Annotated in this window: 18 protein-coding genes; 10 read left to right on the plus strand and 8 right to left on the minus strand. The window is 56.3% G+C overall.

Annotation, left to right across the window (positions count from 1 at the left end; all coding sequences use genetic code 11):
- Nucleotides 1-11 precede the first annotated feature (11 nt).
- Both AC24GY_RS03425 and AC24GY_RS03430 read right to left on the minus strand, forming a co-directional pair.
- On the minus strand, nucleotides 12-1076 hold the full coding sequence (locus tag AC24GY_RS03425) for an efflux RND transporter periplasmic adaptor subunit (protein WP_487680301.1): 1065 nt from the start codon (nucleotides 1074-1076) through the stop codon (nucleotides 12-14).
- 207 nt (nucleotides 1077-1283) lie between these two features.
- Nucleotides 1284-2294 (minus strand): LacI family DNA-binding transcriptional regulator, encoded by a 1011-nt coding sequence (locus AC24GY_RS03430; RefSeq protein WP_487680303.1) that lies wholly within the window; start codon nucleotides 2292-2294, stop codon nucleotides 1284-1286.
- Between the two features lie 143 nt (nucleotides 2295-2437).
- Between AC24GY_RS03430 and AC24GY_RS03435 the strand changes: the two genes are divergently transcribed.
- From AC24GY_RS03435 to AC24GY_RS03460, 6 genes are all read left to right on the plus strand, one after another.
- Nucleotides 2438-2848, plus strand: coding sequence for a (R)-mandelonitrile lyase (locus AC24GY_RS03435; protein ID WP_487680305.1), 411 nt, complete (start codon nucleotides 2438-2440; stop codon nucleotides 2846-2848).
- Between the two features lie 13 nt (nucleotides 2849-2861).
- Nucleotides 2862-3920 carry an NAD(P)-dependent alcohol dehydrogenase gene (locus tag AC24GY_RS03440; RefSeq protein WP_487680307.1) on the plus strand — a complete coding sequence of 353 codons (1059 nt, stop codon included), beginning with the start codon at nucleotides 2862-2864 and terminating at the stop codon, nucleotides 3918-3920.
- A gap of 233 nt (nucleotides 3921-4153) precedes the next feature.
- Nucleotides 4154-6502 carry an FAD-dependent oxidoreductase gene (locus AC24GY_RS03445; RefSeq protein ID WP_487680309.1) on the plus strand — a complete coding sequence of 783 codons (2349 nt, stop codon included), beginning with the start codon at nucleotides 4154-4156 and terminating at the stop codon, nucleotides 6500-6502.
- Between the two features lie 22 nt (nucleotides 6503-6524).
- Nucleotides 6525-7097: an STM3941 family protein gene (locus AC24GY_RS03450; protein ID WP_487680311.1), complete on the plus strand. Its 573-nt coding sequence runs from the start codon at nucleotides 6525-6527 to the stop codon at nucleotides 7095-7097.
- 363 nt (nucleotides 7098-7460) lie between these two features.
- The gene (locus tag AC24GY_RS03455) at nucleotides 7461-7694 is read left to right on the plus strand and encodes a hypothetical protein (protein WP_487680313.1); all 234 of its coding nucleotides are present in this window, start codon (nucleotides 7461-7463) and stop codon (nucleotides 7692-7694) included.
- Nucleotides 7695-8517: 823 nt separating this feature from the next.
- Nucleotides 8518-9822 carry a hypothetical protein gene (locus AC24GY_RS03460; RefSeq protein ID WP_487680315.1) on the plus strand — a complete coding sequence of 435 codons (1305 nt, stop codon included), beginning with the start codon at nucleotides 8518-8520 and terminating at the stop codon, nucleotides 9820-9822.
- Here AC24GY_RS03460 and AC24GY_RS03465 read toward each other — a convergent pair.
- The 6 genes from AC24GY_RS03465 to AC24GY_RS03490 form a co-directional block, all read right to left on the minus strand.
- Nucleotides 9788-10939, minus strand: coding sequence for a hypothetical protein (locus AC24GY_RS03465; protein WP_487680317.1), 1152 nt, complete (start codon nucleotides 10937-10939; stop codon nucleotides 9788-9790). The genes AC24GY_RS03460 and AC24GY_RS03465 overlap by 35 nt on opposite strands.
- Nucleotides 10940-11000: 61 nt before the next feature.
- Nucleotides 11001-11951: a tyrosine-type recombinase/integrase gene (locus AC24GY_RS03470; RefSeq protein WP_487680319.1), complete on the minus strand. Its 951-nt coding sequence runs from the start codon at nucleotides 11949-11951 to the stop codon at nucleotides 11001-11003.
- A 288-nt stretch (nucleotides 11952-12239) separates the two neighbouring features.
- A complete protein-coding gene (locus AC24GY_RS03475; RefSeq protein WP_487680321.1) occupies nucleotides 12240-13088 on the minus strand; it encodes a metal ABC transporter permease in 849 nt (282 codons plus the stop codon).
- Nucleotides 13089-13449: 361 nt separating this feature from the next.
- Nucleotides 13450-14262 (minus strand): metal ABC transporter ATP-binding protein, encoded by an 813-nt coding sequence (locus tag AC24GY_RS03480; protein WP_487680323.1) that lies wholly within the window; start codon nucleotides 14260-14262, stop codon nucleotides 13450-13452.
- Complete coding sequence (locus AC24GY_RS03485; protein ID WP_487680325.1) at nucleotides 14259-14684, minus strand: hypothetical protein; 426 nt, start codon at nucleotides 14682-14684, stop codon at nucleotides 14259-14261. Before AC24GY_RS03485 ends, AC24GY_RS03480 begins: the two co-directional genes overlap by 4 nt.
- A gap of 3 nt (nucleotides 14685-14687) precedes the next feature.
- Nucleotides 14688-15608 (minus strand): metal ABC transporter substrate-binding protein, encoded by a 921-nt coding sequence (locus AC24GY_RS03490; RefSeq protein WP_487680327.1) that lies wholly within the window; start codon nucleotides 15606-15608, stop codon nucleotides 14688-14690.
- 77 nt (nucleotides 15609-15685) lie between these two features.
- Between AC24GY_RS03490 and AC24GY_RS03495 the strand changes: the two genes are divergently transcribed.
- From AC24GY_RS03495 to AC24GY_RS03510, 4 genes are all read left to right on the plus strand, one after another.
- Nucleotides 15686-17779: a TonB-dependent receptor gene (locus AC24GY_RS03495; protein ID WP_487680329.1), complete on the plus strand. Its 2094-nt coding sequence runs from the start codon at nucleotides 15686-15688 to the stop codon at nucleotides 17777-17779.
- A 150-nt stretch (nucleotides 17780-17929) separates the two neighbouring features.
- On the plus strand, nucleotides 17930-19420 hold the full coding sequence (locus tag AC24GY_RS03500; RefSeq protein ID WP_422320515.1) for an exopolysaccharide biosynthesis polyprenyl glycosylphosphotransferase: 1491 nt from the start codon (nucleotides 17930-17932) through the stop codon (nucleotides 19418-19420).
- Between the two features lie 93 nt (nucleotides 19421-19513).
- Nucleotides 19514-20431, plus strand: coding sequence for a glycosyltransferase family 2 protein (locus AC24GY_RS03505; protein WP_487680331.1), 918 nt, complete (start codon nucleotides 19514-19516; stop codon nucleotides 20429-20431).
- 4 nt (nucleotides 20432-20435) lie between these two features.
- Entirely contained in the window at nucleotides 20436-21911 is a 1476-nt protein-coding gene (locus tag AC24GY_RS03510) for a hypothetical protein (RefSeq protein WP_487680333.1), read from the plus strand.
- Nucleotides 21912-22207: the final 296 nt, after the last annotated feature.

The following is a 22207-nucleotide window of genomic DNA, read 5'->3' on the forward strand; positions in this document are numbered from 1 at the left end:
AAATCCTATAATTATTCAGCATGCAGTTTCATGTCCTTGAAAGCCTCTTCGGGCTTCTTGAAAACATACTCTGCTTTCTCTCCGCTCTTGGCCTGCCTCATTCCTTCGAGAACAATCCTGTCCTTCTCGGTCAAACCTTCGCTGACGATGAAGACATCCTCCAACTCCTCGCTGATATGGATGCGCTGTTGCACCAGCACATCATCCGCTCCCACGATGAACACATAGTGATGGTCCAAAATCTCAAACGTTGCTTTTTGGGGCACCAGCAGCGCACCCTTGACCATTTTGTTCATGCGAATGTTGCCCGTCTCGCCGTGCCTGAGAAGGCGGTCCGGATTCGGAAAGTCCGCACGGAATGGAATGGTGCCGGTTTGATTGTTAAACTCCGCCTCGATCACGTTGACTCTTCCCGGCTGGTTGAACGTCTTGCCGTTGGCCATCACCAGTTCGACCTTCTTTCTCTCGTCCGGCTGCTCTTCAGACATGTAATCCAGATACTCTGCCTCAGGGACGTTGAAATAGACCCACATCTCGCTGTTGTCAGACAGCGTCGTTAGCAGATCCCCCTCATCCACCAGGCTGCCATTCCGCAGGTGCAGGCGGTCCATCAGCCCCGGAAAAGGCGCATTGATGTTGGTGAAGCCGAGGTGCGCCTGCGCGAGGTTCACCACCGCCACTTTTTGTTCCCATTTGGCCTTGGAAATGGCCAGCTCCTTGTCAGACACCACCTTGCTGTCCGTCAATCGCTTGGTGTTTTCATACTCAACCTTGGCCACTTGGGCCTCAGCCTCGGCGCTTGTCAGCTCTGCCTGGTAAACCAGCGGCAGAATCTTGAACATCGGTTCGCCTTCCTTGACGAGCTGGCCCTCCTTCACAAAGACCGATTGCAAATAGCCACGCTCCACCGCGCGGAGCTCAATGTTGCGGCAGGAACGAATCTGGCACACATATTCACGCGTGACCAGCGTATCCCTCTTGATGGGGTTGGTCAGGATCATCTGAGCCTCCGCCTCCTTCTCCTCATGCTCAGCCTCCTTGTGATGGCAGCCGCTTAACAGGAGGCTGGCCGCCAAGCCAGCATAAATGAGGGATTTCCGGGAAGCGATATGCAGTAATTCCATTCTTGGCCATACGAAGCCACAGAACCCGGGCTATTCATATACCCTCCTCAAGGGGTTTTAACCCCCACCCCCGACACCAGTGTTAGCGTTCAATAGGAACGATAAGCGCTACATGGCTATAAATAAAACAAGAGGTGTAATACGATAAAAAGTTAAGACTCAATCGTTAAAACCCATCCTCGCCCCACGCCACACGCCCTCCGTCATCACAATCCTCGGCGCCTCGGGGATGCCCCGCTCATTCTGCTGGTACTGCGTCACCAGCAGATCCACCGCCGCCGCACCGAGGACATCCGCCTGCTGGTCGATCCCCGCCACCTCCGCCATGTCCGCCCGCCAGCCCAGCGAGACATGATCCGGCCTGCGCGAGGAGGGCAGGGTGGCCAGCCACTCTTTCACCAGATGGCCTCCATCGATCACCACATCCGGCTTCGCCGTGCGCACCCACTGCAGGAAATCATTGCGACTCAGCGACTTGCGCAGCGCCAGCAACTCACCGGGCTTGGCCAGCGGGTGATGCGCCAGAAAACTCGCCGACCACGCTCGAAACATCCGCTCATTGATCGTGCTGCCGCAGTAAAAGCCGATCCGTTTGTACCGCTGCTTCTTCAGCATCCGCAGCGCCGTCATCATGCCCAGATAATGATGGTGATGCACCCGGTGCAGCTGCGGCCGCGCATACCCCAAGCCGATCACCACACTGCTGAACTTCTCCCACGCCATCGACACATGCCCGCGGCTGCGCGACACCAGCGGCGAAAGAATGAACCCCGGAATCCCCCGCGCTTCCAGAATGTCAGACAGCCGCCGCGCCGTCATCCCCCGCGCTGCCAAGTGAAACTCCTCCAGCTGAAAGCCCAGTTTCGCCGCCTGCCGGTGCGCCCCCAGCACCAGCTGCTGCGACCACGACGAACGCTCGATCTCCTGCGAACTCCGCTCCGCCCAAACAAAGGCCAGCGTCAGCGGCGCCGCCACACGCCGCGTGCTCCTCATGTGTGTCATCAGCTTCGCGATCTCAGGATCAGGCTGGTATCCCATCTCCTCTGCCGTCTGTACAATCCTCTCCCTCAGAGCCGCCTCCACATGCTTCCCCCCACGCAACGCGCGCGAGACCGTCATCTTGGAAATGCCGAGCTTGAGGGCGATGTCGTTCAATGAAGCGCGTGCCATCCCGCACTCTACACAAGCTCACCCATTGAATCCAATGTCGGTGTTGCAGCCGCTGCGTTGCATCGCTTCACTGCCATAGCCCGCATATTTAACCCGGACGTCCGGCCTCTCCCAAACGTATACCCCGCGAAGAAATCAAAATCATGGATATCCAACGAAACGGCTCACAACCCTCCGGCAAAGGCCCTGCCGACTGGTTCACCGGCACCGTGCGCATCGATCCACTTTTCCAGCCATCTTCACCAGCACGCGCCGCCGGTGCCTGCGTTACCTTCGAGCCCGGTGCCCGCACCGCATGGCACACCCATCCGCTTGGCCAGACCCTGATCGTCACCTCCGGCTGCGGTCGCGTGCAGCGCCTCGGCGGACCCATCGCAGAAATCCGCCCCGGGGATGTCGTCTGGTTCCCTCCCGGCGAAAAACACTGGCACGGCGCCTCGCCCACCACCGCCATGACGCACATCGCCATCCAGGAAAGCCTCGACGGCAAAGTCGTCGACTGGCTCGAGCACGTCACCGACGAGCAGTATCAATCCATCCAACCCAACTCCTAACCTCCCTCCCATCATGCCCACCGCCAAATCCTACGCCGCCTCCAGCGCCACCTCACCCCTCGCATCCCTCCAGATCCCGCGCCGCGATCCCACTGATCGCGATGTCGAAATCGAAATCCTCTTCTGCGGCGTCTGCCACTCGGACCTTCATCAGGTCCGCAATGAGTGGAGCGCCATGCCCACCACCTATCCTTGCGTCCCCGGTCACGAAATCGTCGGCCGAGTCACCCAGGTCGGCTCCGCTGTGAAGAAACACAAGCGCGGCGACATCGTCGGCGTCGGCTGTCTCGTCGACTCCGATCAAACCTGCCCGCAGTGCCAGGCCAATCTTGAGCAGTTCTGCCCGCACTCCACCTTCACCTACAATTCGCCCGACAAACACGGCACCGCCCCCGTCACCTACGGCGGCTACTCCAGCAGCATCGTCGTGGACGAGCACTTCGTCCTCAGCGTCCCCGGAAATCTCAGCCTCGCAGGTGTCGCCCCCTTGCTCTGCGCAGGCATCACCACCTACTCCCCCATGCGTCGCTGGGGCGATCTCAAAGGCAAAAAAGTCGGCGTCATCGGTCTCGGCGGTCTTGGCCACATGGGCGTGAAGTTCTCCCACGCCTTCGGTGCCCACACCACCGTGCTCAGCACCTCGCCCAAAAAGAAGGACTCCGCCCTCGCCCTCGGTGCCGATGAAGTCATCATCTCCACCGACGCCAACGACATGCAAAAGCACGCCGGCAGCTTCGACTTTATCCTCGACACCGTCTCCGCCGATCACGACATCAACGCCTACCTCAACCTCCTCAAAATCGACGGCACCCTCACCCTCGTCGGCGCTCCAGACAAGCCCCTCCCAGTCTCCGCCTTCGGCCTCCTCTTCGGTCGCAAGCGCCTCGCCGGATCCCTCATCGGCGGCATCGCCGAAACCCAGGAAATGCTCGACTTCTGCGGCCAAAACAACATCACCTCCGACGTCGAAATCATCCCCATCCAGCAGATCAACGAAGCCTACGACCGCCTCCTCAAAAGCGACGTCAAATACCGCTTCTCCATCGACATGGCCTCCCTCAAATCCGAGTAAGTGAAAGTGCGTGGCGTCCTATCAATTCAGGACGCCAAATCAGGCTCTCCCTCTCCCCGCCCCAGGCACACGCCAAAAACGCATCGTTGCCTTCGGGGAGAGGGTTGGGGTGAGGGGGCCGACCAAAAGCTCTCGCCAGCATCAAAGCCCCCATTCGTCATTCCTCGTGTTACCGTAACAGAGACTCAATGATTGCATTACGGGCCGTTTCCCGTTTAAAACCACCCTCAACCATGAAATCCGTCCTCCTCGCCACCCTCCTCACCCTCGGCTCCGCCAGCGCTCAGCCGCTCTGGATCGAAGCCGAATCCTTCTCCACCCCCGGTGGCTGGGTGCTCGACACACAGTTCATCGATGCCATGGGCTCCCCCTACCTCATGGCCCACGGCATGGGCAAGCCTGTCAAAGACGCCTCCACCGACATCGAACTCCCCGCAGGCACCTACACCCTCTGGGCCCGCACCAAAAACTGGGTCGGCCCCTGGGACGCCAAAGGCGCACCCGGCCGCTTCGAGATCAGCATCAACGGCAAAAAGCTCGACCACGAATTCGGCGCCACCGGCAAAGACTGGCAGTGGGAAAAAGCCACCCCCGTCAAAACCTCCGGCAAAACCACCCTCGCCCTCCACGACCTCACCGGCTTCGATGGCCGCGTCGATGCCATCATCCTCAGCAAAGACGACTCCTTCACCCCGCCCAACGACCTCGCCGCCACCAACAAACTCCGCCGCCAGCTCCTCGGCCTCCCAGACAAAGCCCCTGAGACCAGCGAATACGACCTCGTCGTCATCGGCGGTGGCTACTCCGGCATGGGCGCCGCCATCTCCGGCGCACGCCAGGGCTTGAAAGTCGCCTTCGTTCAAAACCGCCCCGTCCTCGGTGGCAACGGCTCCAGCGAAATCCAGGTCTGGGCCATGGGCGGCACCCGCCGCGGCCTCTACCCCCACCTCGGCGAGATCGTCGAAGAGTTCGCCGACCGCGCCAGCAACAGCCCCGCCGCCAATCCCCAGGAGTTCAACGACAAGCTCAAAGAAGACACCGTCGAAGCCGAAAAAACCATCTCCCTCTTCCTCAACACCCACGTCTACGGCGTCGAAATGAGCGCCGACAAAAAGAACATCCGCAGCGTCATCGGCCTCGACACCAAGACCGGCAAAGAGACCCGCTTCGTCGGCAAGTTCTTCGTCGACTGCACCGGCCACGGCAGCGTCGGCGCACTCGCCGGAGCCGAGTTCATGATGGAAGAAAAAGGCCGCATGGGCATGAGCAACATGTGGGTCATGCAAAACCTCAAGAAGCCCGTCACCTGGCCCCAGACCCCTTGGGCCCTCCCCCTCACACTCGAAGACTTCCCCGAGCCCAAAGCCCTCGCACCCGTCGGCAAAAAGAACGCCGAAAACATGAAAGGCTACGACCTCGGCTACACCCCCGTGCCCGATCCCGCAGACTACGTCCATGGCGAATGGTTCTGGGAAAGCGGCTTCGACAAGCACCCCATCAACGACCTCGAACTCATCCGCGACCACAACTTCCGCGCAGTCTACGGCGCCGTCACCGCCCTCAAAACCCTCAAGGCCGAAAAATACGCCGACTACGACCTCTCCTGGCTCGCCTACATCGGCGGCCCCCGTGAATCACGCCGCATCGTTGGCGACATGATCCTCAATGGCGAAGACATGGTCAAAGGCATCATCCATCCCGACGGCTGCGTCCCCACCACCTGGGACCAGGACCTGCACTATCCCAAAGAGCAGTACGCCAAAAACTTCCCCGACAATCCCTTCATCAGCCGCGCCGAATTCGGCAAGCACACCGACCGCAAAAACGGCTACCCCGTCCCCTACCGCTGCTTCTACAGCAAAGACATCGGCAATCTCTTCATGGCAGGTCGCACCATCTCCGTCGAGCGCCACGCCCTCGGCTCCACCCGCGTCATGCGCACCTGTGGCATGATGGGCGAAGTCGTCGGCAAAGCCGCCTGGATCTGCGTCCGCCACCACACCAGCCCCCGTGGCGTCTATGAGCAGTACCTCGACATTCTCAAAGACCTCATGTCCCAGCCCGGAGCCATGCGCCGCGACTCCCTCGAAGCCGATCTCAAGCTCCCCCCCAACGCCAAAAAACTTCCCGACCTTCCCCCTCCCGGCACCTCCGCCGACAGCATCGACCCCAAAAAGCTCGAAGGCCTCGTCATCGACGACACCGAAGCCGAGCTAAGCGGCAAATGGGCCCACGGCGAAGGCCTCAAGCCCTACGTCGGCAAACACTACAGCTACGGCTCCGACAAAGACGCCAGCGCCCGCTTCGCCTTCAGCGTCAAACAGACCGGAAATTACGAAGTCCGCATCTACTTCCAGCCCCACGAAAACCGCGCCAAAACCGCCCCCATCACCCTCCTCACCGCCGACGGCGAAAAAACCCTCACCGTCGATCAAACCAAAGCCCCCAAAGACCCCCAGGGCGCCTACTCCCTCGGCACCTACAAATTCACCGCCGGCGAAGAATCCGCCGTCATCTTCCGCACCACAGGCGCCGGCGGAAACGTCCACCTCGACGCCGTCCAAATCCTCCCCGCCAAGTGATCATCTCCTGCCTGCTCTTGCCATGGAAACGATCTCCATTCCGTTGAGCAAGCACAAGCTTGTGCTGATGACTGCGGGCAGTTGGGTGCTTGTGGCGCTTTGTGGATGGAACATCTTGGCGCATGATGGCCCGGCCAATGGATTGCTCGACAGGATGTTTTCTTGGATTGGATTTCTTTTTTTCGGCTGTTGCGGAGTGTTCGCAGCCTGGAAGCTTTTCGATAAGCAGCCAGGATTGATCATCGATGCCGAAGGCATCGTGGACAATTCCAGTGCAATCGCTGTCGGACGCATCCCGTGGGCTGAGATCACGGGATTCGGCATCTCTAAAGTCTTCGGGCAAAGGTTTATCACCATCAGGGTGACGACTCCTGAAAAGTACATCGGCGTCAGAGGCTTTGTTCGAACTTGGATCAATTCGACGAACATGAAAATGACCGGCAGTCCCATCAATATTTCAGAGGGCATCTTGGAAACAAATTTTGATGGTCTCTTAAACCTTCTGACAGATGCTGGGACGCACTTTAAAACGTCGGCCAACAGGTTCAAGGATGCGTCTGAATGCGTTGCAGATGTTGACGGCGAAGCAAAGTAGCCCAGTTGCGCCGCAACTGGGTTCATGCCCCGGGAGCGCGGCATTCCAATGCCGCTCTGGCTCACCAAGGGGTGGTTGAATCGATAACCTTTCATACACCCCCCCGCGTGTCTTCATTCCCTGATCCCGGAGGGATCACAGCCGGTAGCCAGGGGTAAGCTCGCGCAGCGAGCGCCACCCCTGGAAAGCCGCATCCAGATCCGGAAAGCAAACCCAGTGCTTTCTTCTCACACCGCGCTCACCAGAAGCGTCTGCACGAACCTCCGCCTCAGGTCGCAGGCTCAACACGCACCACTGAGACCCCATTCGCCCCCTCCTCGACCCCGCGCTTGCCCCACCCATTTTTTGCACCCATAATACCCCATGATCGCCACCTATGAATCCATCATGGATGCCGCCCTGCAGCTCACTCCCGGAGATCGTTGCCGGATTGCCGCAGGCCTGTGGGACTCCGTTGGCAGTCCTCCGCATGAACTCGAAGAAGACGACCTTGAGGCAGTCCTGAATCAACGTGAAGCAGAAATGGATCAAGACCCTTCACTGGAAATCAGCCATCAGGAATTCATGGCCCATTTCGATGCCCGGCGTCAGCCGTAAAAGCTCTGGCCAAGTACGATAGACACTCCTGTCTGTCGGCCTAGGCTCACTCGCGAGCGCGGAGTATTGGGATAGACAAAGAGCGCCTGTCGTATTTCGCCCTATGTCTCAATCGCATCATGATGCCCTGCAACTGAACTCAGGCTCCCAAGCCCATAAGCTGACACAGCCGTAGGTGCCAACCCACGGACAGCATTCCCACAAACGTCTTCTCATCGTGGAACCGCGTAGCGGTCATACATTCACGAGCCGCAGTAAATGAGTCCGCAAAAGGGGCCGCACAGTCCATTATGCGGCGCTGCGTAGGCTCTCACTTCCGCACAAAACGGCTGTCTTCTTCCTTACCAGAGCTCAATAGCAAAGCGTGGACGCCAGACGGCGAATCACGGCCAGCGGTAACCTTGCGCCGCTCCTCATACCAGCCGATTATTTTGAACTTGGCTTCTCTTATGAAGAAGAAGTAAATGAAAAACCTAATAATTAGAATCGGATAAATAAGGGTTTCACATGAATTCTCTTGCTGAAGACCGTTGTAAAGGATAACACCTGATTATCCATGTTGTACCAGGGTAAACTTGTTCCCGCAATTCGGACGATCCAGCCTCTCGCCGTAAAAATCGAAGATCTTCGTCCCCGCTCCGACCTTACTTTTAAGGTTTTCGATTCGCTCACGATCTGTAAACAAGATCTACACCATTCTCTCCTCAACGGATGTTTAATCAGAAACTGTGAATTCCATGAAGCCGTGCTGTCTCGATGTGATCTCGAACAGATGCAGGTAGTCAAGTGCAGGTTTATCAATGTGGATTTTCGAAATGTTGAAATGACCTCCACAGAGGTTGTGAATTGCGAGTTCATCGACTGCACATTCGATGCAATCCATATTGAAGAATGCCATTGGAAAGACTGTATAATTGAGAGAAGCTCTTTTAAACAGGCAGTCATTCAGGAAACAACATTCGAAAACTGCACGCTTAAAAGCAATGACTTTAGAGGCGCGTCCATCCAGCTAAATGTATTTCGCCGGTGCGCTTTTGAGAACATGGTCCTGGGAAACTGTACGTTCTTGAATCAAATCATGTTGATGTGCAGCTATAAAAACGTGCGCCTTAACACCGAATCGATTGGCTCATTATTTGGCATCACCGAGGCAGACCTGCTTTCTTTTGAACTGATTTATCTTGGCCAAAATGTAGTCAGTGTAGAAAAACCCGAGGAAATAGTTGCCTCTCTTGAGACCGATTATGCGCAGAGACATTGGTTTTTTATGCTGGAAATATTGCGTCTCAATTTCGGACGCGCTCCGAAGATCATTGCTTTAGAAGCCTGTCTAGGAGCGGTATTGTGGCCTTCTACTTTGGGCGTTCAAGTTAAGTCTGCTGACGTATGTTTTCTAGAGAACATCGTTACGGAATTGCGTGACAGCAAGGAGCTTCCTGGGTTGACCGTTTTGAACATGCCGGAAGAGATCAAACGCCATCTCGAGAAGAATTCATCCCTGGGACGCAAGCAAATTGGAGATCAAAAATTGCAGCATCTTTATTCTAAGATGCGCGAGATGATGTTAACCATGCTAGGCGAGCTTAACCATACCGTAGAATTTCTAGTGCCCTCCAAGAGAGACAAGCCCGTCACCATCAAACTCACATTTTGCTTCAAACCTCAGGTTAACATTACGCATTTTATGCAACAACTGGTTGAGTCGTCAGGAATGGTGGCCGCTCGACCAACAAAACTGATGCGGGAAAAAAACGGTTCTTATATTGCGTTTATCCAAACGACACTTGTAACGCTCGCGTCGCTTCAAATTGCGTTATGGCTCATCAATGGGTGCCTCCATCAGATCATTGAGTTGAAAAGCCGGGTGAAAATCGCCTCTCAAAAGAACCTACCCAAAGTAATTCGAGATCGAGCCCTGCTTCCTGAGCAGAACATTCCAAAATGGCTAACAATTGGAATTCAAGGCATTTATGCCAAGTTAATTGGAAACCCGGACCACCTCAAACAAGCAGCCATAGATTTTGGCAGGGACAATTTACAGGCAATCGAAGTTCAGGCATCAGAAAAAACACCCGCATCCAGCGCCGACAAAACTACTCGCATGAACGGTAGGAAGAAACGAAGCTAAGGACTCTTGCCACGGTGGGCATAAAACGCCTGTGAGCTCTGGCTAGATTCACCCTGAATGAGAAGCCGATATCTGGATTTAATCGGCTGCGGTTTCCGGGAATGATGGATCCCCCTGTTTCTTGTATCAAAGCACTCAAGAACTTCATGGAATTCCCCAAGCTTGCAGGATTTTCCGGTACATAGCAGCTGACAAAGTGACCGAGGGAATGGTCATCGATCTCTACAGACGTTTCATTTTTAGAAAGGCCCAAAAGCATTTTCTTTTGAGAATCGACAGCTTGTAAAAAATGATCAAGGTATGTCTCGAAATTTGACGACAGATAATGGGCGATAGCCATCATGGATGAACAGCCAAGCCCACCAGACCAAACATCCACCCATTTTTCCATCAACTCCTTGTGCCTGATGTCGAATGCCACCAAGGAAAATTTCATTCCATTAATGCACGCCGCTTTATGGGGAGAATATATTCCGATGAAATTTGGGTATTGTCCGAGTGAGCGCGTTAATTCTTTGCCGGGTAGTGAGAGGCATTCGTCGCCAATTACTATCCATCCAGACTCTAAAAGATTTTTTATTCGATCAATTTCATTATTATCAAGATAAACGCTAGCGCCATATACCGGATTCGTGACCCACAGAACCGATGGTGTTCGCCTTCTCTTTGATTGCAAGTGTGGAAGTACATAGCTCATCCCAATCCTGTTCATGAATTTCGTATGGATTCTGATTCCTAGGCGTGGACCAGCATGAAAAAGTGAAAAATAGGCAGGGCATGCGGCAATGACATCTTTAACACCCTGGCCTTTAAGCCAGTTCAGAACACATAAAATTGATGTTGTGTTTGATGAGTTCAGAATGGCGCTTTGGTTCGGCGTCCCTCCAAGCTTGCTTAGAATCTGAGGCGTATCGGTAATTTGATATGAAAAGTGATAAGGAATGACATCATTAAGACTTGGGATATCAAGATGGTGCAGGAGTTCTGATTGAAACTCTGGGGTAGGGTCCCAGTGAGAAACATTGAATGGGCTTATGCCTTGCCGGATTTTGTATTCATGTTCGATCGCCTCAATCGCTTCAATGCACTCAATTTCGGGTATGCCGTTGGATTTCATCGGATTTGCGGCACTCATTTTTAGGCTCTTTTGAAGGCGTGCAGCGTTGGATAATCAGGTGTTATCCTTCATTCAGCGGGCATGGATTGGCGAGTAGCTGGCGGGGGTGGTGCTGGGCAAGGATATCCCGTTGGGACTTCTGATTGACGTGGACGTAGATCGTCGTGGTGCTGATGGAACTGTGGCCCAGCAGGTGTTGGATGAAGCGGATGTCCACCCCCTGTTCCAGCAGCATGGTGGCGACAGTGTGCCGAAACACGTGGGGGGTCATCTTGGTAACTCCTGCTGCCGATGTGAGCCGTGCCAGTGCGAGCCTGATCGACTGCTCGGAAAGTCGCCGACCGTGCCGATTCACAAAGAAGAACTTGCTCTCCGGGCAGACCTTGCTGCGGAGCTCCGAATACCGGCTCAGTGCGGAGCATACCTGCTTGCCGGGAATGGGGATGAGTCTCTCCTTGCTCCCCTTTCCCTTTACCCAGACAGAGGCACGCACGAGATCGACCGCCGCAGGCGACAGATTGGAGATTTCCGAAACGCGCATTCCCGATGAGAACATGAGTTCGAAGACGGCGATGTCCCGGCATGCTTGGTGGCTGACGTGGTCATCAGTCGCATCTTCCTTTTGCTGGGAGTAGATTTGTTGGAAGAGGCCGTTGAGAGTGGTGAGCCCGACGGTTCTGGGCAGGGATCGTCCCAGGCGGATGTTCAAACGAAGGCTGGCTGCCGGGTTTTCTGTGGCGATGCCCTCCATCTCTAAGTAGCCAAAGCAGGACTTCAGGGCGGCCATCCGGCGGCGCTGGGTTCTGGGCTTGAACGCGTTCAAGGCCTGCAGATAGTCTTTAACGAGGGGACGTTTGATGGTCCCGATTTCCAGACCATCGCCATTGGGATCAACAAAATTGCTGAAGTGCTTGAGATCCAGGCGATAGGCTTTGAGAGTGTGCGAGCTGAAGTTTCGCTCGAATTGGCAGTGCCGTAGGAATGAGGTGATTGAGTCTTTGAGAAGGGCCATAATGCACTCCTCGCAATCACATCAGATGAACAACTCTCTTCTTGAGAAAATTTTTGTACAGCTCGGACTTTGGGGTTCAAGAAGAACTACGAGATGGAGCCGATGTGCTTGCAGAACATTTAGTTTGCTTGAGGCAATGAAATTGAAGCAGCTTCCGCCTCGTGACAAAATGTGAGGACGTGACATGAAAAGCTCTACGGCAGTTGTTCTTCCGGAGTGTGGCTGGTGATGCATTTCGGTCAACGACGATGGGTTCTGCTTCCCGGCCGCAGCTGCATCAAGCCTCCCCTACGCCACCCCCCGCCTCCGACTAAACAGCCCATACTTCGGACTGAAAACATACGCGATCACAAAGAACACCCCCAGCACCACAATGATCGTCGCGCTCACGCTCCACCCCAGCGGATACGATAAAAAGAAAGCCGCCACCGAACCCACGGCACCAATAATCCCACCGCCCCAAAACAGCGCACGCGCATTGTTCGTCAGCAGATAAACCGTCGCCGCCGGGGCCACCATCAGCCCCACGCTCAGAATGCAGCCCACCGCCTGCAGCGATGAAATCAGCACCAGGATCGTCACCGCAAACGTCGCATAGTTTAACAGCCGCACCGGCACTCCCAGACTCGCCGCAATGTTCGGCTCAAACAGATAAATGAGCAGCGGCCGCTGCAGCGCCGTCAGCGTGATCACCGCAATCGCGCTGATCCCAAACGCGATCCACAAGTCCGAGTCCGCCATGCCCACGATGCTGCCAAACAGCCACTCATCCAGCTTCTGCCGCATGTCCAGATTCTTCAAAATCAGCACGCCTCCAGCAAACGCCGTCGTGTACAGCACCCCCATCGCCGTGTCCTGATCCAGCCGCGAAGTCCGCGACAAAAAGATCGATCCCAGCCCCACAATCAGCGCCGCAAAAATCGCTCCCGCCAGCGCACTCCACTGCGTGAGTCCGCCGATCAACACCGCCAGCGCAATCCCCGGCAGCAGCGAATGCGACAACGTCCCAATCTTAAGCGCATCCTTCCGCAGCACCACAAACGCACTCACAAACCCATTGGCAAAACCAATCATCAAACACGCCATCAGCGTCCGCTTGGCAATCGGTTCAGCAAGGAAATCAGTGAAGGTGGACATAGGAAAATGCAGATTTACACCGCGATAGATTAGAAGGCCGCCGAGAATACCTTCAAACTCACCAGGGGTAATGACGTTAGCCTCATTTTAACCACAGAGGCACGATGAACACAGAGATGCTGACTCAAAATCCGTTTTAAAAACTCTGTGTTCATCGTGTCTCTGTGGTGAATTTCTTTGCCCAAATACAGGCCTGTTTTCAATGAAAGGCGGCATGTCTGTCAGATCATCTCTCTAATCTCCGGCCTCTGCGGTCTTCTAATCTCTGCGGTGCAATGGTTTGGTTCAGTCTGTTCATACGCTCATTCAGTTGGGGCATCAGAATTCTGGAGGATCGGATCAGTGTGCAGTCAGTGTCCCATCAGTGGTTTAAATTCTGGGCCTGGCCACGCCCCTCTCCGCTCTCATACGCACTCGCAATATTCCCCGGCGTGAACACCTCACTCACCGGCCCGAACGCAATCTGCTGCCTTCGAATCAGCAGCACGTCATCAAAGTTGCCCGTCACCGTTTGCAGATCGTGATGGCTCGCAATGAGCAGCCGCCCCTCCGCCGTCAGCTCTTTAAACAGCCGACTCAGATTCTCCTGCGCCGGTTTGTCCAGACCCGTGAACGGCTCATCCAGCAGCAGCACATGCGCCTCCTGCGCCAGCGCACGGGCAATGAACGCCCGCTGCTGCTGACCGCCCGAAAGCGCGCTGATCTGCCGGTCCTCCAAATCACACAGCTCCATGCTTTTCAACGCACGTTCGACGATCTCCGCATCATGTCGCGAATACTGCCGCCACCACCCAAGGTTCGGATAGCGCCCCATCTCCACCAGACCACGCACCGTGATCGGGAAATTCCAGTCCACATCCCCCCGCTGCGGCAGATAGGCGATCTCATGGCTGCTCCGCGTCAACGGTTTGCCACGCCACAAAATCTTGCCACCGCCCCCGGGAATCAGCCCCGCCAGCGACTTCAACAACGTGCTCTTGCCCGCACCATTGGGGCCAATCAGGGCCATGCTCCGACCACACTCCGTGGCAAAGTTAATTTTCTCCAGCGCCCGCACTTCCTGGTACTGCACACTGAGATCCACGACTTCCAGCCGATGATGCTGCGTATGCTCACAACCACCGCCCCAGCAGACGTGCTCCTTCGTATGGACATGGGGAACAGCAGCACTCATTTCCATTCAAAGGTAAGTACTTCATCCAGACTGCCCGCCGAAGACCAGCGCGTCTCGCTGCGCGAAGCAAAACCATCCGGCTCAAGCTCCAGCGTGATCGAAGTATCTGGCGTGCCATCAGCCCAAGTCGCACTCAAAAAAACATCCACACCATCTTTGACCGAGGGCAGGGCGGTCTGCACTTCGATGGGCGAGCCTCCAATCTCAGCCATCAATTCCTTGTCAGCAATCTTCACGCTCAGCGTCGCCGGCTTGTGCGCATACCGCAGCCGCAGCAAGGTCTTCACATGCTGCGTTTCCTCAACCTTCGCCGCAGCAGTCTTCGCCTGAGTCACCGTGCCAGTAAGATGGCTCAGCGGCACCGCCAGCACGATGAACGTGAGGGCGAGCAAAAAAATCTGGATGGGCGGAAAACCACGCATGGCTTATTTCACAGGAGCAGGAGCCAGCGCCGCCACAATCGACCTCACATTGTGCGCCAGCATCGTTTCAAACGTATGCGCCACCTTGGCCGTGCCATCAGCAATCAGCGGCTCACCAATCTTCACCCCTGTGCTGCGCGCAATCTCCGCCAGCACCTTCGGATTCGCCTGATCCTCCGGAAAGATCGCCTTGATCCCATGCTCACGGATCTCCTCGATCGTCTCCGCCACATGCTTTGATGACGCATCATCACTCCGTCCGATGCCCAGCAGCGAAATCGGCTCAAACCCATACTCCTTGCAGAAATACCCAAAGGCCCCGTGCGCCGTCACCAGCAGCCGATCCTTCTTCCCCACCTTCGCGATCTCCTTCTGCGCCCAGCTCTTGAGCTCTCCGAAACGCTTGCTCGCCGCCTTCGCCCCAGCCGCATACGCACTCGCATTCGCCGGATCAATCACACTCAGCTCATCCGCCACCACACGCGCCGCCCGCTTCATGTTCTCCGCGCTGTGCCACCAGTGCGGGTCCTCCGACCCGTGGTGATGATGATCATGCTCATCACCATCCTTCTCCGCATGCTCATGATGATGCTCCTCAAACGGGATCGACGGAATCTTCGCCCCCACTTCCACCAGCTTCACTCTCGCACCCAAGCTGTCGCGCAGCTTGTCCAAAAAGCTCTCCAGCCCTTTGCCAGACGCCAGCAGCAGCTTCGCCCCGCGCATCTCCGCCAGGTCTTTGGGGGCCGGTTCAAAATGATGAACGTCAGCCCCCGGCTTCAAAATCTCGACCACCTCCACATTCGCCCCACCCACCTGCTGCGCGAGATCGGCCAGGATGGGATGCAGCGTGGCGACTTTGGTGGTGCCAAAGCAAGGAAGTGCGGCAGCCAGAAAACCAAGGGAGCGGAGAAAAAGCTTCATAAATAAAAACTAGGATACGAAATCGAAAATACAAATGATTTGCAATTGCAATCAGTTTGCATATCTGATCAGTTATTATGCAACTCACTTGCACTATCTCACAACGACTCCGCCTCGGACTCCTCTTCACCCTCTCCTACGGCGCTCTGATTGCTGAATCCGACACAAGAATTCAGCAGTTGTCCACCCTCGACAGCCATGTCGAAGACATCCCTCTGGACGAGATGGTCATCACCGCCCCCCTGCAGCGCCCCCTCTTCCAGCAAGCCCAGGCCGCCTCAATCCTGAGCGGCCAAAACTTGACCCTCGCCATCGAACCCAGCCTCGGCCAAACCTTGGCCCGCATGCCCGGCGTCAGCAGTTCCTACTTCGGCCCTGCTTCCAGCCGGCCCATCATCCGCGGCTTGGATGGAGACCGCGTTCGCATTCTGCAAAACGGCCTCAATACCATCGACGCCTCCGCCACCAGCGTGGATCACGCCGTGAGCTTTGACACTTCCAATCTGAAGTCCGTCGAAGTGGTGCGTGGTCCTGCAACACTTCTCTATGGCTCGAACGCCATTGGTGGAGTCGTCAATTCGATCGATGGCCGCATCGTGGACGAGAAAATCGACGGAACGATTCGTGGTGCGCTGGGAGGTCGCTACAGTTCCGTAGACAACGGTTATCTCTCCAGCGTCATGGTCGAAGGCGGTTACAAAGGCCTGGCCTTTCATGTGGAGTCCTTTACGCGTGCGGCTGAGGACTTCCGCATTCCCGGCAATGCCCGAACGACCAACGAGCAGACGATCAATCCGCTTCCTCCGGGTGAAACAGAAACCCGCAAGATCATGCCCAACAGCAACCTTCGTTCCGAAGGTGTGACCAGTGGTCTGAGCTACATCTGGGACAAAGGTTTCTTCGGCTTCGCCTGGACGGAATTTCACACCAACTACGGTTCTCCTGCCGAGCAGAATGTGGTCATCGACATGCATCAGCAGCGCCTGGATGTGCGTGGTGCCTTCTACAAGCCGCTGCCGCGCATCAAGGAGATCAACTACAAGATCGCCACCTCCCGCTACCAGCACACCGAGTACGACGGCGGCATGCCGGGCACCCTCTTCAAGAACAATGGCTACGATGCCCGTGTGGAGGTGAAGCATGAAAAGATCGCCGGGATGGAAGGCGTGGTCGGTTATCAGTCAGACCGCAGCGAGTTCAGCACCTCCGGAGATGAGGCCTTTCTGCCATCGACGATCACGCAGGCGGATGCCGTGTTTCTCTATGAAGACATCAGCCGGGGGCCGCTGAGCTTCCAGTTTGGCGGGCGCTACGACCACATCTCCGTGGAATCACTCAACAGCGCCGCCTTTGGTCCGGCACTGGCACGAAGGTTTGACAATCTCAGCAGTTCGGTGGGCATCGTCTTCACTCCGAACGATGAATACGCCGTCGCATTCACCATCAACCGTGCCGAGCGTGCTCCAACCTATCAGGAGCTGTTTGCCAATGGCACGCATGCAGCCACCGGTGCCTTCGAAATCGGTGATCCCAACCTCCAGCAGGAGAAGTCATTGGGCTTTGATCTCAATGTACGAAAGCGCATCGGCTGGGTCACCGGCAGTGTCGGCGGCTATTACAATCGCTACAGCAACTTCATCGGCCAGTTTCCGACGGGTGTGGTGCATGTCGTCGGGGGGGAGAGCTACAACGAGCTGATTTATCAGGCCACAAATGCCGAGTTCATCGGCTCTGAAATGGAGGCCACCTTCCACCTGCTGCATCCCATCACCTCCGAGCCCTCCGAGCACCAGAACAACCTGCACCTGCAGTTGCGTGCTGACGTGGTGCGTGCGCGTGATACCAAAACGGGTCTGTCTCTGCCCCGCATTCCGCCGTTCCACCTATCCAGCACTTTGAGCATGGAGCGCGGTGCTTTCGGTGCTCGTCTCGAAGGCATCTATGCCGCGCCACAAAGCCAGCTGGCGATGAATGAAGCCCGAACCAACAGCTACTTTCTGGTCAATCTGACCCTGACCTACCGCATTGTTCAGGGGCCAACCACCCTCGATCTCTATGTCAAAGGCATGAACCTGACCAATGAAGATGCCCGTGAGCATACCTCTGTCCTCAAGGATCGTATTCCGCTGCCGGGACGCGGTCTCGTGGCGGGTCTTAAGCTAACTTTCTGAGTCGGCGTAAGTAGCCGTCGGGTTAATAAAGTATCAAAAATGATACGCTAAACGGTTCTTTTTTCCAAACATGAGATAATTTCCATAGTATTCGGTTGCCGCTAAACCTATATTGAGTATAATTTAGGGTATTCAGTAGACTTTAAGGCCATGGAAGCAACCAACACTCATTCCAAGATGCTAGACACGGGTGCCGTGTTCCAGGCACTCGAAGCACGGCGTGCATGGCGGGAAAATGAGCAGTTGTCCCCCCACTTTTGGGTGCTCGTCAGCGTATTGGGTGACTTGGTGATGGCCATCTTGGCGGCTTATCTGGCTTTCTGGCTTCGGTTCCATACGGTCCTCCGTGAAATTGGAAATTTCGACAGCATGTCGTTTCGTCAGTATGGTGGCCATATGGCGCTTGGGAGCCTGTCGCTCATCCTGGTGCTGGGCTGGCAGGAGATCTATCACAAGAATGTGCTGCTGCGCACCCGCTGGGTGTCTTCCAAGATTGCCAAGGGGGTGCTCGTCTGGACGGCCGGGTTCCTTGCCATCACGCTTGCTCTGAAGCTGGAGCCCAGCATCTCCCGTGTCTATGTGATGCTCAATGGAGCCACCGCGTTGCTGCTTCTTCTGGGCTGGCGCACGCTTTTCATCTCATGCCTGCGTGCGCCGGGCCGCATTGAGGCTTTGCAGCAGCGCACCTTGTTTGTGGGATGGAATGCTGAGGCAGTTTCCTTGTGGAAGACCATGAAGCGGGACCAGACCGGCTCCTTTGACATCATGGGCTGGGTCAGGACTGGCAGTGATGAGGATGGCTGTCCGGTGGACGAAGTCGTGCCATGCCTGGGGGATCTTCACGAAGTGGAGCACCTCGTCAGCACCCACGCCGTGGACATGGTTGTCGTGGCGGATCTGCATGGCCCACGTGAGCAGATGATCAGCCTCGCCAATCTGTGCGAGCGTGAAATGATCCAGTTCAAGGTCATTCCTTCATATTTCAGAGTGTTCGTTTCCGGTCTCACCCTCGAAACCATCGCCGGCACTCCGGTGCTGGGAGTCACTCGGCTGCCTTTGGATGACACGCTCAATGTCATGACCAAGCGCATTGTGGATGTTGTGGGTGCCACGATTGGACTTGTGCTGAGCGCCCCGATCATTGCCTTCTTCAGCGCCGCAGTGTGGCTGGAGTCACGTGGGTCGGTGTTCTATCACCAGCGCCGCTGGGGTTTCAATGGGGTGCCCTTCAGCATCATCAAGATCCGTTCCATGAAGATAAATGCCGAGTCTGCCAAGGGCGCGCAATGGTGCGTCAAAGACGATCCGCGCCGCCTCAAGGTTGGGGCCTTCATGCGCAAGTGGAACATTGATGAGCTGCCGCAGTTCTGGAATGTGTTGAAGGGGGAGATGAGCCTCGTTGGCCCGCGTCCGGAGCGCCCTGAGCTTATTGCCGGCTTCAAGCATCAAATCCCGCACTACAATGCGCGCCATCACTCCAAACCCGGCATGACCGGCTGGGCGCAGGTGAACGGACTGCGGGGCGACACGGATCTCGGTGAGCGTATCCAGTGTGACCTCTGGTACCTTGAAAACTGGAGCCTCTGGCTGGACTTCCAGATCATGCTCCTGACCTTCTTCAAGCGTGACAATGCCTACTGAGGAGTGAGCAAGGCTTGCGGGAAAGTGTTCGGCATCAGGTTTCGGCTTGTCCCTCAGTCTTAAGTCTTTACGATCCGGCTCAGTCATCGTCCCATGCCGCTCTTCACGGTTTTCACGCCCACCTTCAACCGCGCGCACACTCTTCACCGCGTGTTTGAAAGTTTGCAGGCGCAGACTTGCAGCGATTTTGAGTGGCTGGTGATCGATGACGGTTCCACGGATGACACGCCCGCTTTGATGGCCCGTTACCAAAGCGAAGCCAGGTTTTCTGTTCGCTACCTGCGTGAGCCGCACCGTGGTGCGCACCATGTGCACAACCTCGCCCTGCGGGAAGCGCGGGGCCAGCTCAGCATCAAGCTCGATTCCGACGACGGCTGCGTGCCGGAGGCACTTGCACGATTGAAGCATCACTGGGAAAATATCCCTGCTACCCGGCGCGAATCCTTTTCAGGAGTCACCGGCCTCTGCCGTGATCAAAACGGCCATCTCGTGGGCTCAAGTTTTCCATCGGACCCGCTGGACTGCTCAGCTGCGGAACTCGAGTACCTACACAAGGTGCGCGGGGAGAAGTGGGGCTTTCTTCGGGTGGATGTGCTCCGCCAGTTTCCCTATCCTGAGGACGTGCCTGGCAACTTCATCCCCGAGTCCTACATCTGGTGCCAGGTGTCAAAGCAGTATGTGACCCGCCACATCAATGAGGAACTGCGCATCTATTGGACGGATGCGCCCTCGCTGGTTCATGGTCCCTCCAGTCCACGCACGAATGCCGAGGGGCATCGTCTCATGTTCAAGATGGTGCTCGACCTTGAAAGCGGCTGGTTTTTCACCGCTCCGCTTAGGCTGCTGCGGGCCGCAGCGCAGTACAGTCGTTTTGCCTTTCTGCGTGGGCTTGGTGTGTCAGCGCAGTTTCGCGGCTTGAGATCCTTTGGCGGTCGTCTGCTCTGGCTGGCGGCGCTGCCGTTCGGTTACGTCCTCTGGCGGCGTGATTGTGCGCGGTTTCCGCAGTCTTAGCTTTATGAATCTTCACTCGTTCATTCATGGCAGGTCGCGGCTGCTACTGATCCTTTCCTTCCTGGTTGGAGTCCTATTCTCGGCAGAGGGCGCTGACGATGCTGTGGCGATCGGGTCACGACGTGAACTGTTTGTGGACCGCCTGCTGGTGGGGGAACTGAAAAACACGGTGCTCAAGCTGCATGAGCCGCAGCTCATGCCGCCGGTGCCGCAGCCACGCCCGCATGGGCATTATGCCACCGTGCTGCGGGCGCCGGACAAATTTCAATTTTACTACCGCGGCGACAAGGATCCCAAAGTGACGTGGAAAACGCAGGGCATCGAAGCTTATCACGATGGCGAGGTAACCCTCTACGCGGAGAGTGCTGACGGCATTCACTGGACGCTGCCGAAGCTGGGGCTGCATGAGCATCCCGCCTTCCCAGATGGCAATATCATTCTCATGAATGAGTTCATGGTGAATCACAATTTCACGCCGTTCATTGACACCCGGCCCGGGGTGCCTGCAGATGAGAAATACAAGGCGCTGGGCGGTCTGGCCTTTCAGCCGCAGCAGCAGGCGGTGCGTGAGAAGCGTGGCGTCGGCGGCCTGAAAGCGTTTGTTTCACCCGAGGGCATCCACTGGAAAAAGTTGCGCGAAGAGCCGGTGATTCCAGAGGCCTGGGGCAAATACTTTGACTCGCAGAACTACGCGTTCTGGAGTGAAGCCGAGCATTGCTACGTTTGTTATTTCCGCCGCTTCATTGGTGGATTGCGCGGCATCGCCCGTACAACCTCGCAAGATTTCATCCACTGGACGCCCTTCGTCGAGATGAAGGCGAATTTGCCAGGCGAGCATCTTTATACGGCATGTACGCAGCCCTACTTCAGGGCACCGCAGCTATATCTGGCCCTGCCCACACGATTCATGGAAAAACGTGGCGCGGCGACGGACATCCTCTTGATGAGCACACGCGGCGGGGAGACCTATGACCGCCTCTTCACGCAGAGCCTGATCCGCCCTGGGTTGAGCAAGGAGGGCTGGGCGAACCGCGCCAACTACGCTGCGATCGGAATTCATCAGACGGGGGACACGGAGCTGTCGCTGTTCCTCACCAACGGCAGGCGCTATACCCTCCGGCTGGATGGTTTTGTCTCGGTGAACGCGCCGCTGGAAGGCGGCGAGTTCATCACCCGGCCACTGACTTTCGACGGCAGCAAACTGACAATCAACTATGCGACGAGTGCGGCAGGACAGATGCAGGTGGAAATTCAGGATGCGCAGGGCCAGCCCGTTCCTGGCTTCTCGCTGGCTGAGTGTGATCCGATTTACGGTGACCACATCGACCGTGTCGTGACCTGGAAGAAGGAAAGTGATGTGGGCAGGCTGAAAGGCACGGTGATCAAGCTCAGGTTTGTGATGTCCGACGCCGACCTTTTCTCCGTGAAGTTTCAGGAAGCCTCAGGTGCCTCAAACACTGCTCTCAAAACTGGCGGTTAGGCATGAACATGCCCACTCCTCACCCCATGTCGACAACGTGCCAAACGCGGCAGTTTCACTGAGTGGTATCCACCGTATGCGGGAGGCGGTGCGCCATCGATCACTCCAAGTGGAAGGTGTAGCTGACCTGTCTGCCTGCATTGGTGTGATGACAGTGGCCTTGGGCGACGATGTATGCTTTTAGCCAAGTCCCATGCATGTCTTGCAATTCTTTTCGGCTGCTTCAGCGCCTCGGTCAGAAAATGAATGCCCCAGCACGTGGAAGCGAGAACCGATGTCAGCCCCCGCTTCCCGGT

The organism is Prosthecobacter sp. Pr1, assembly GCF_057652315.1.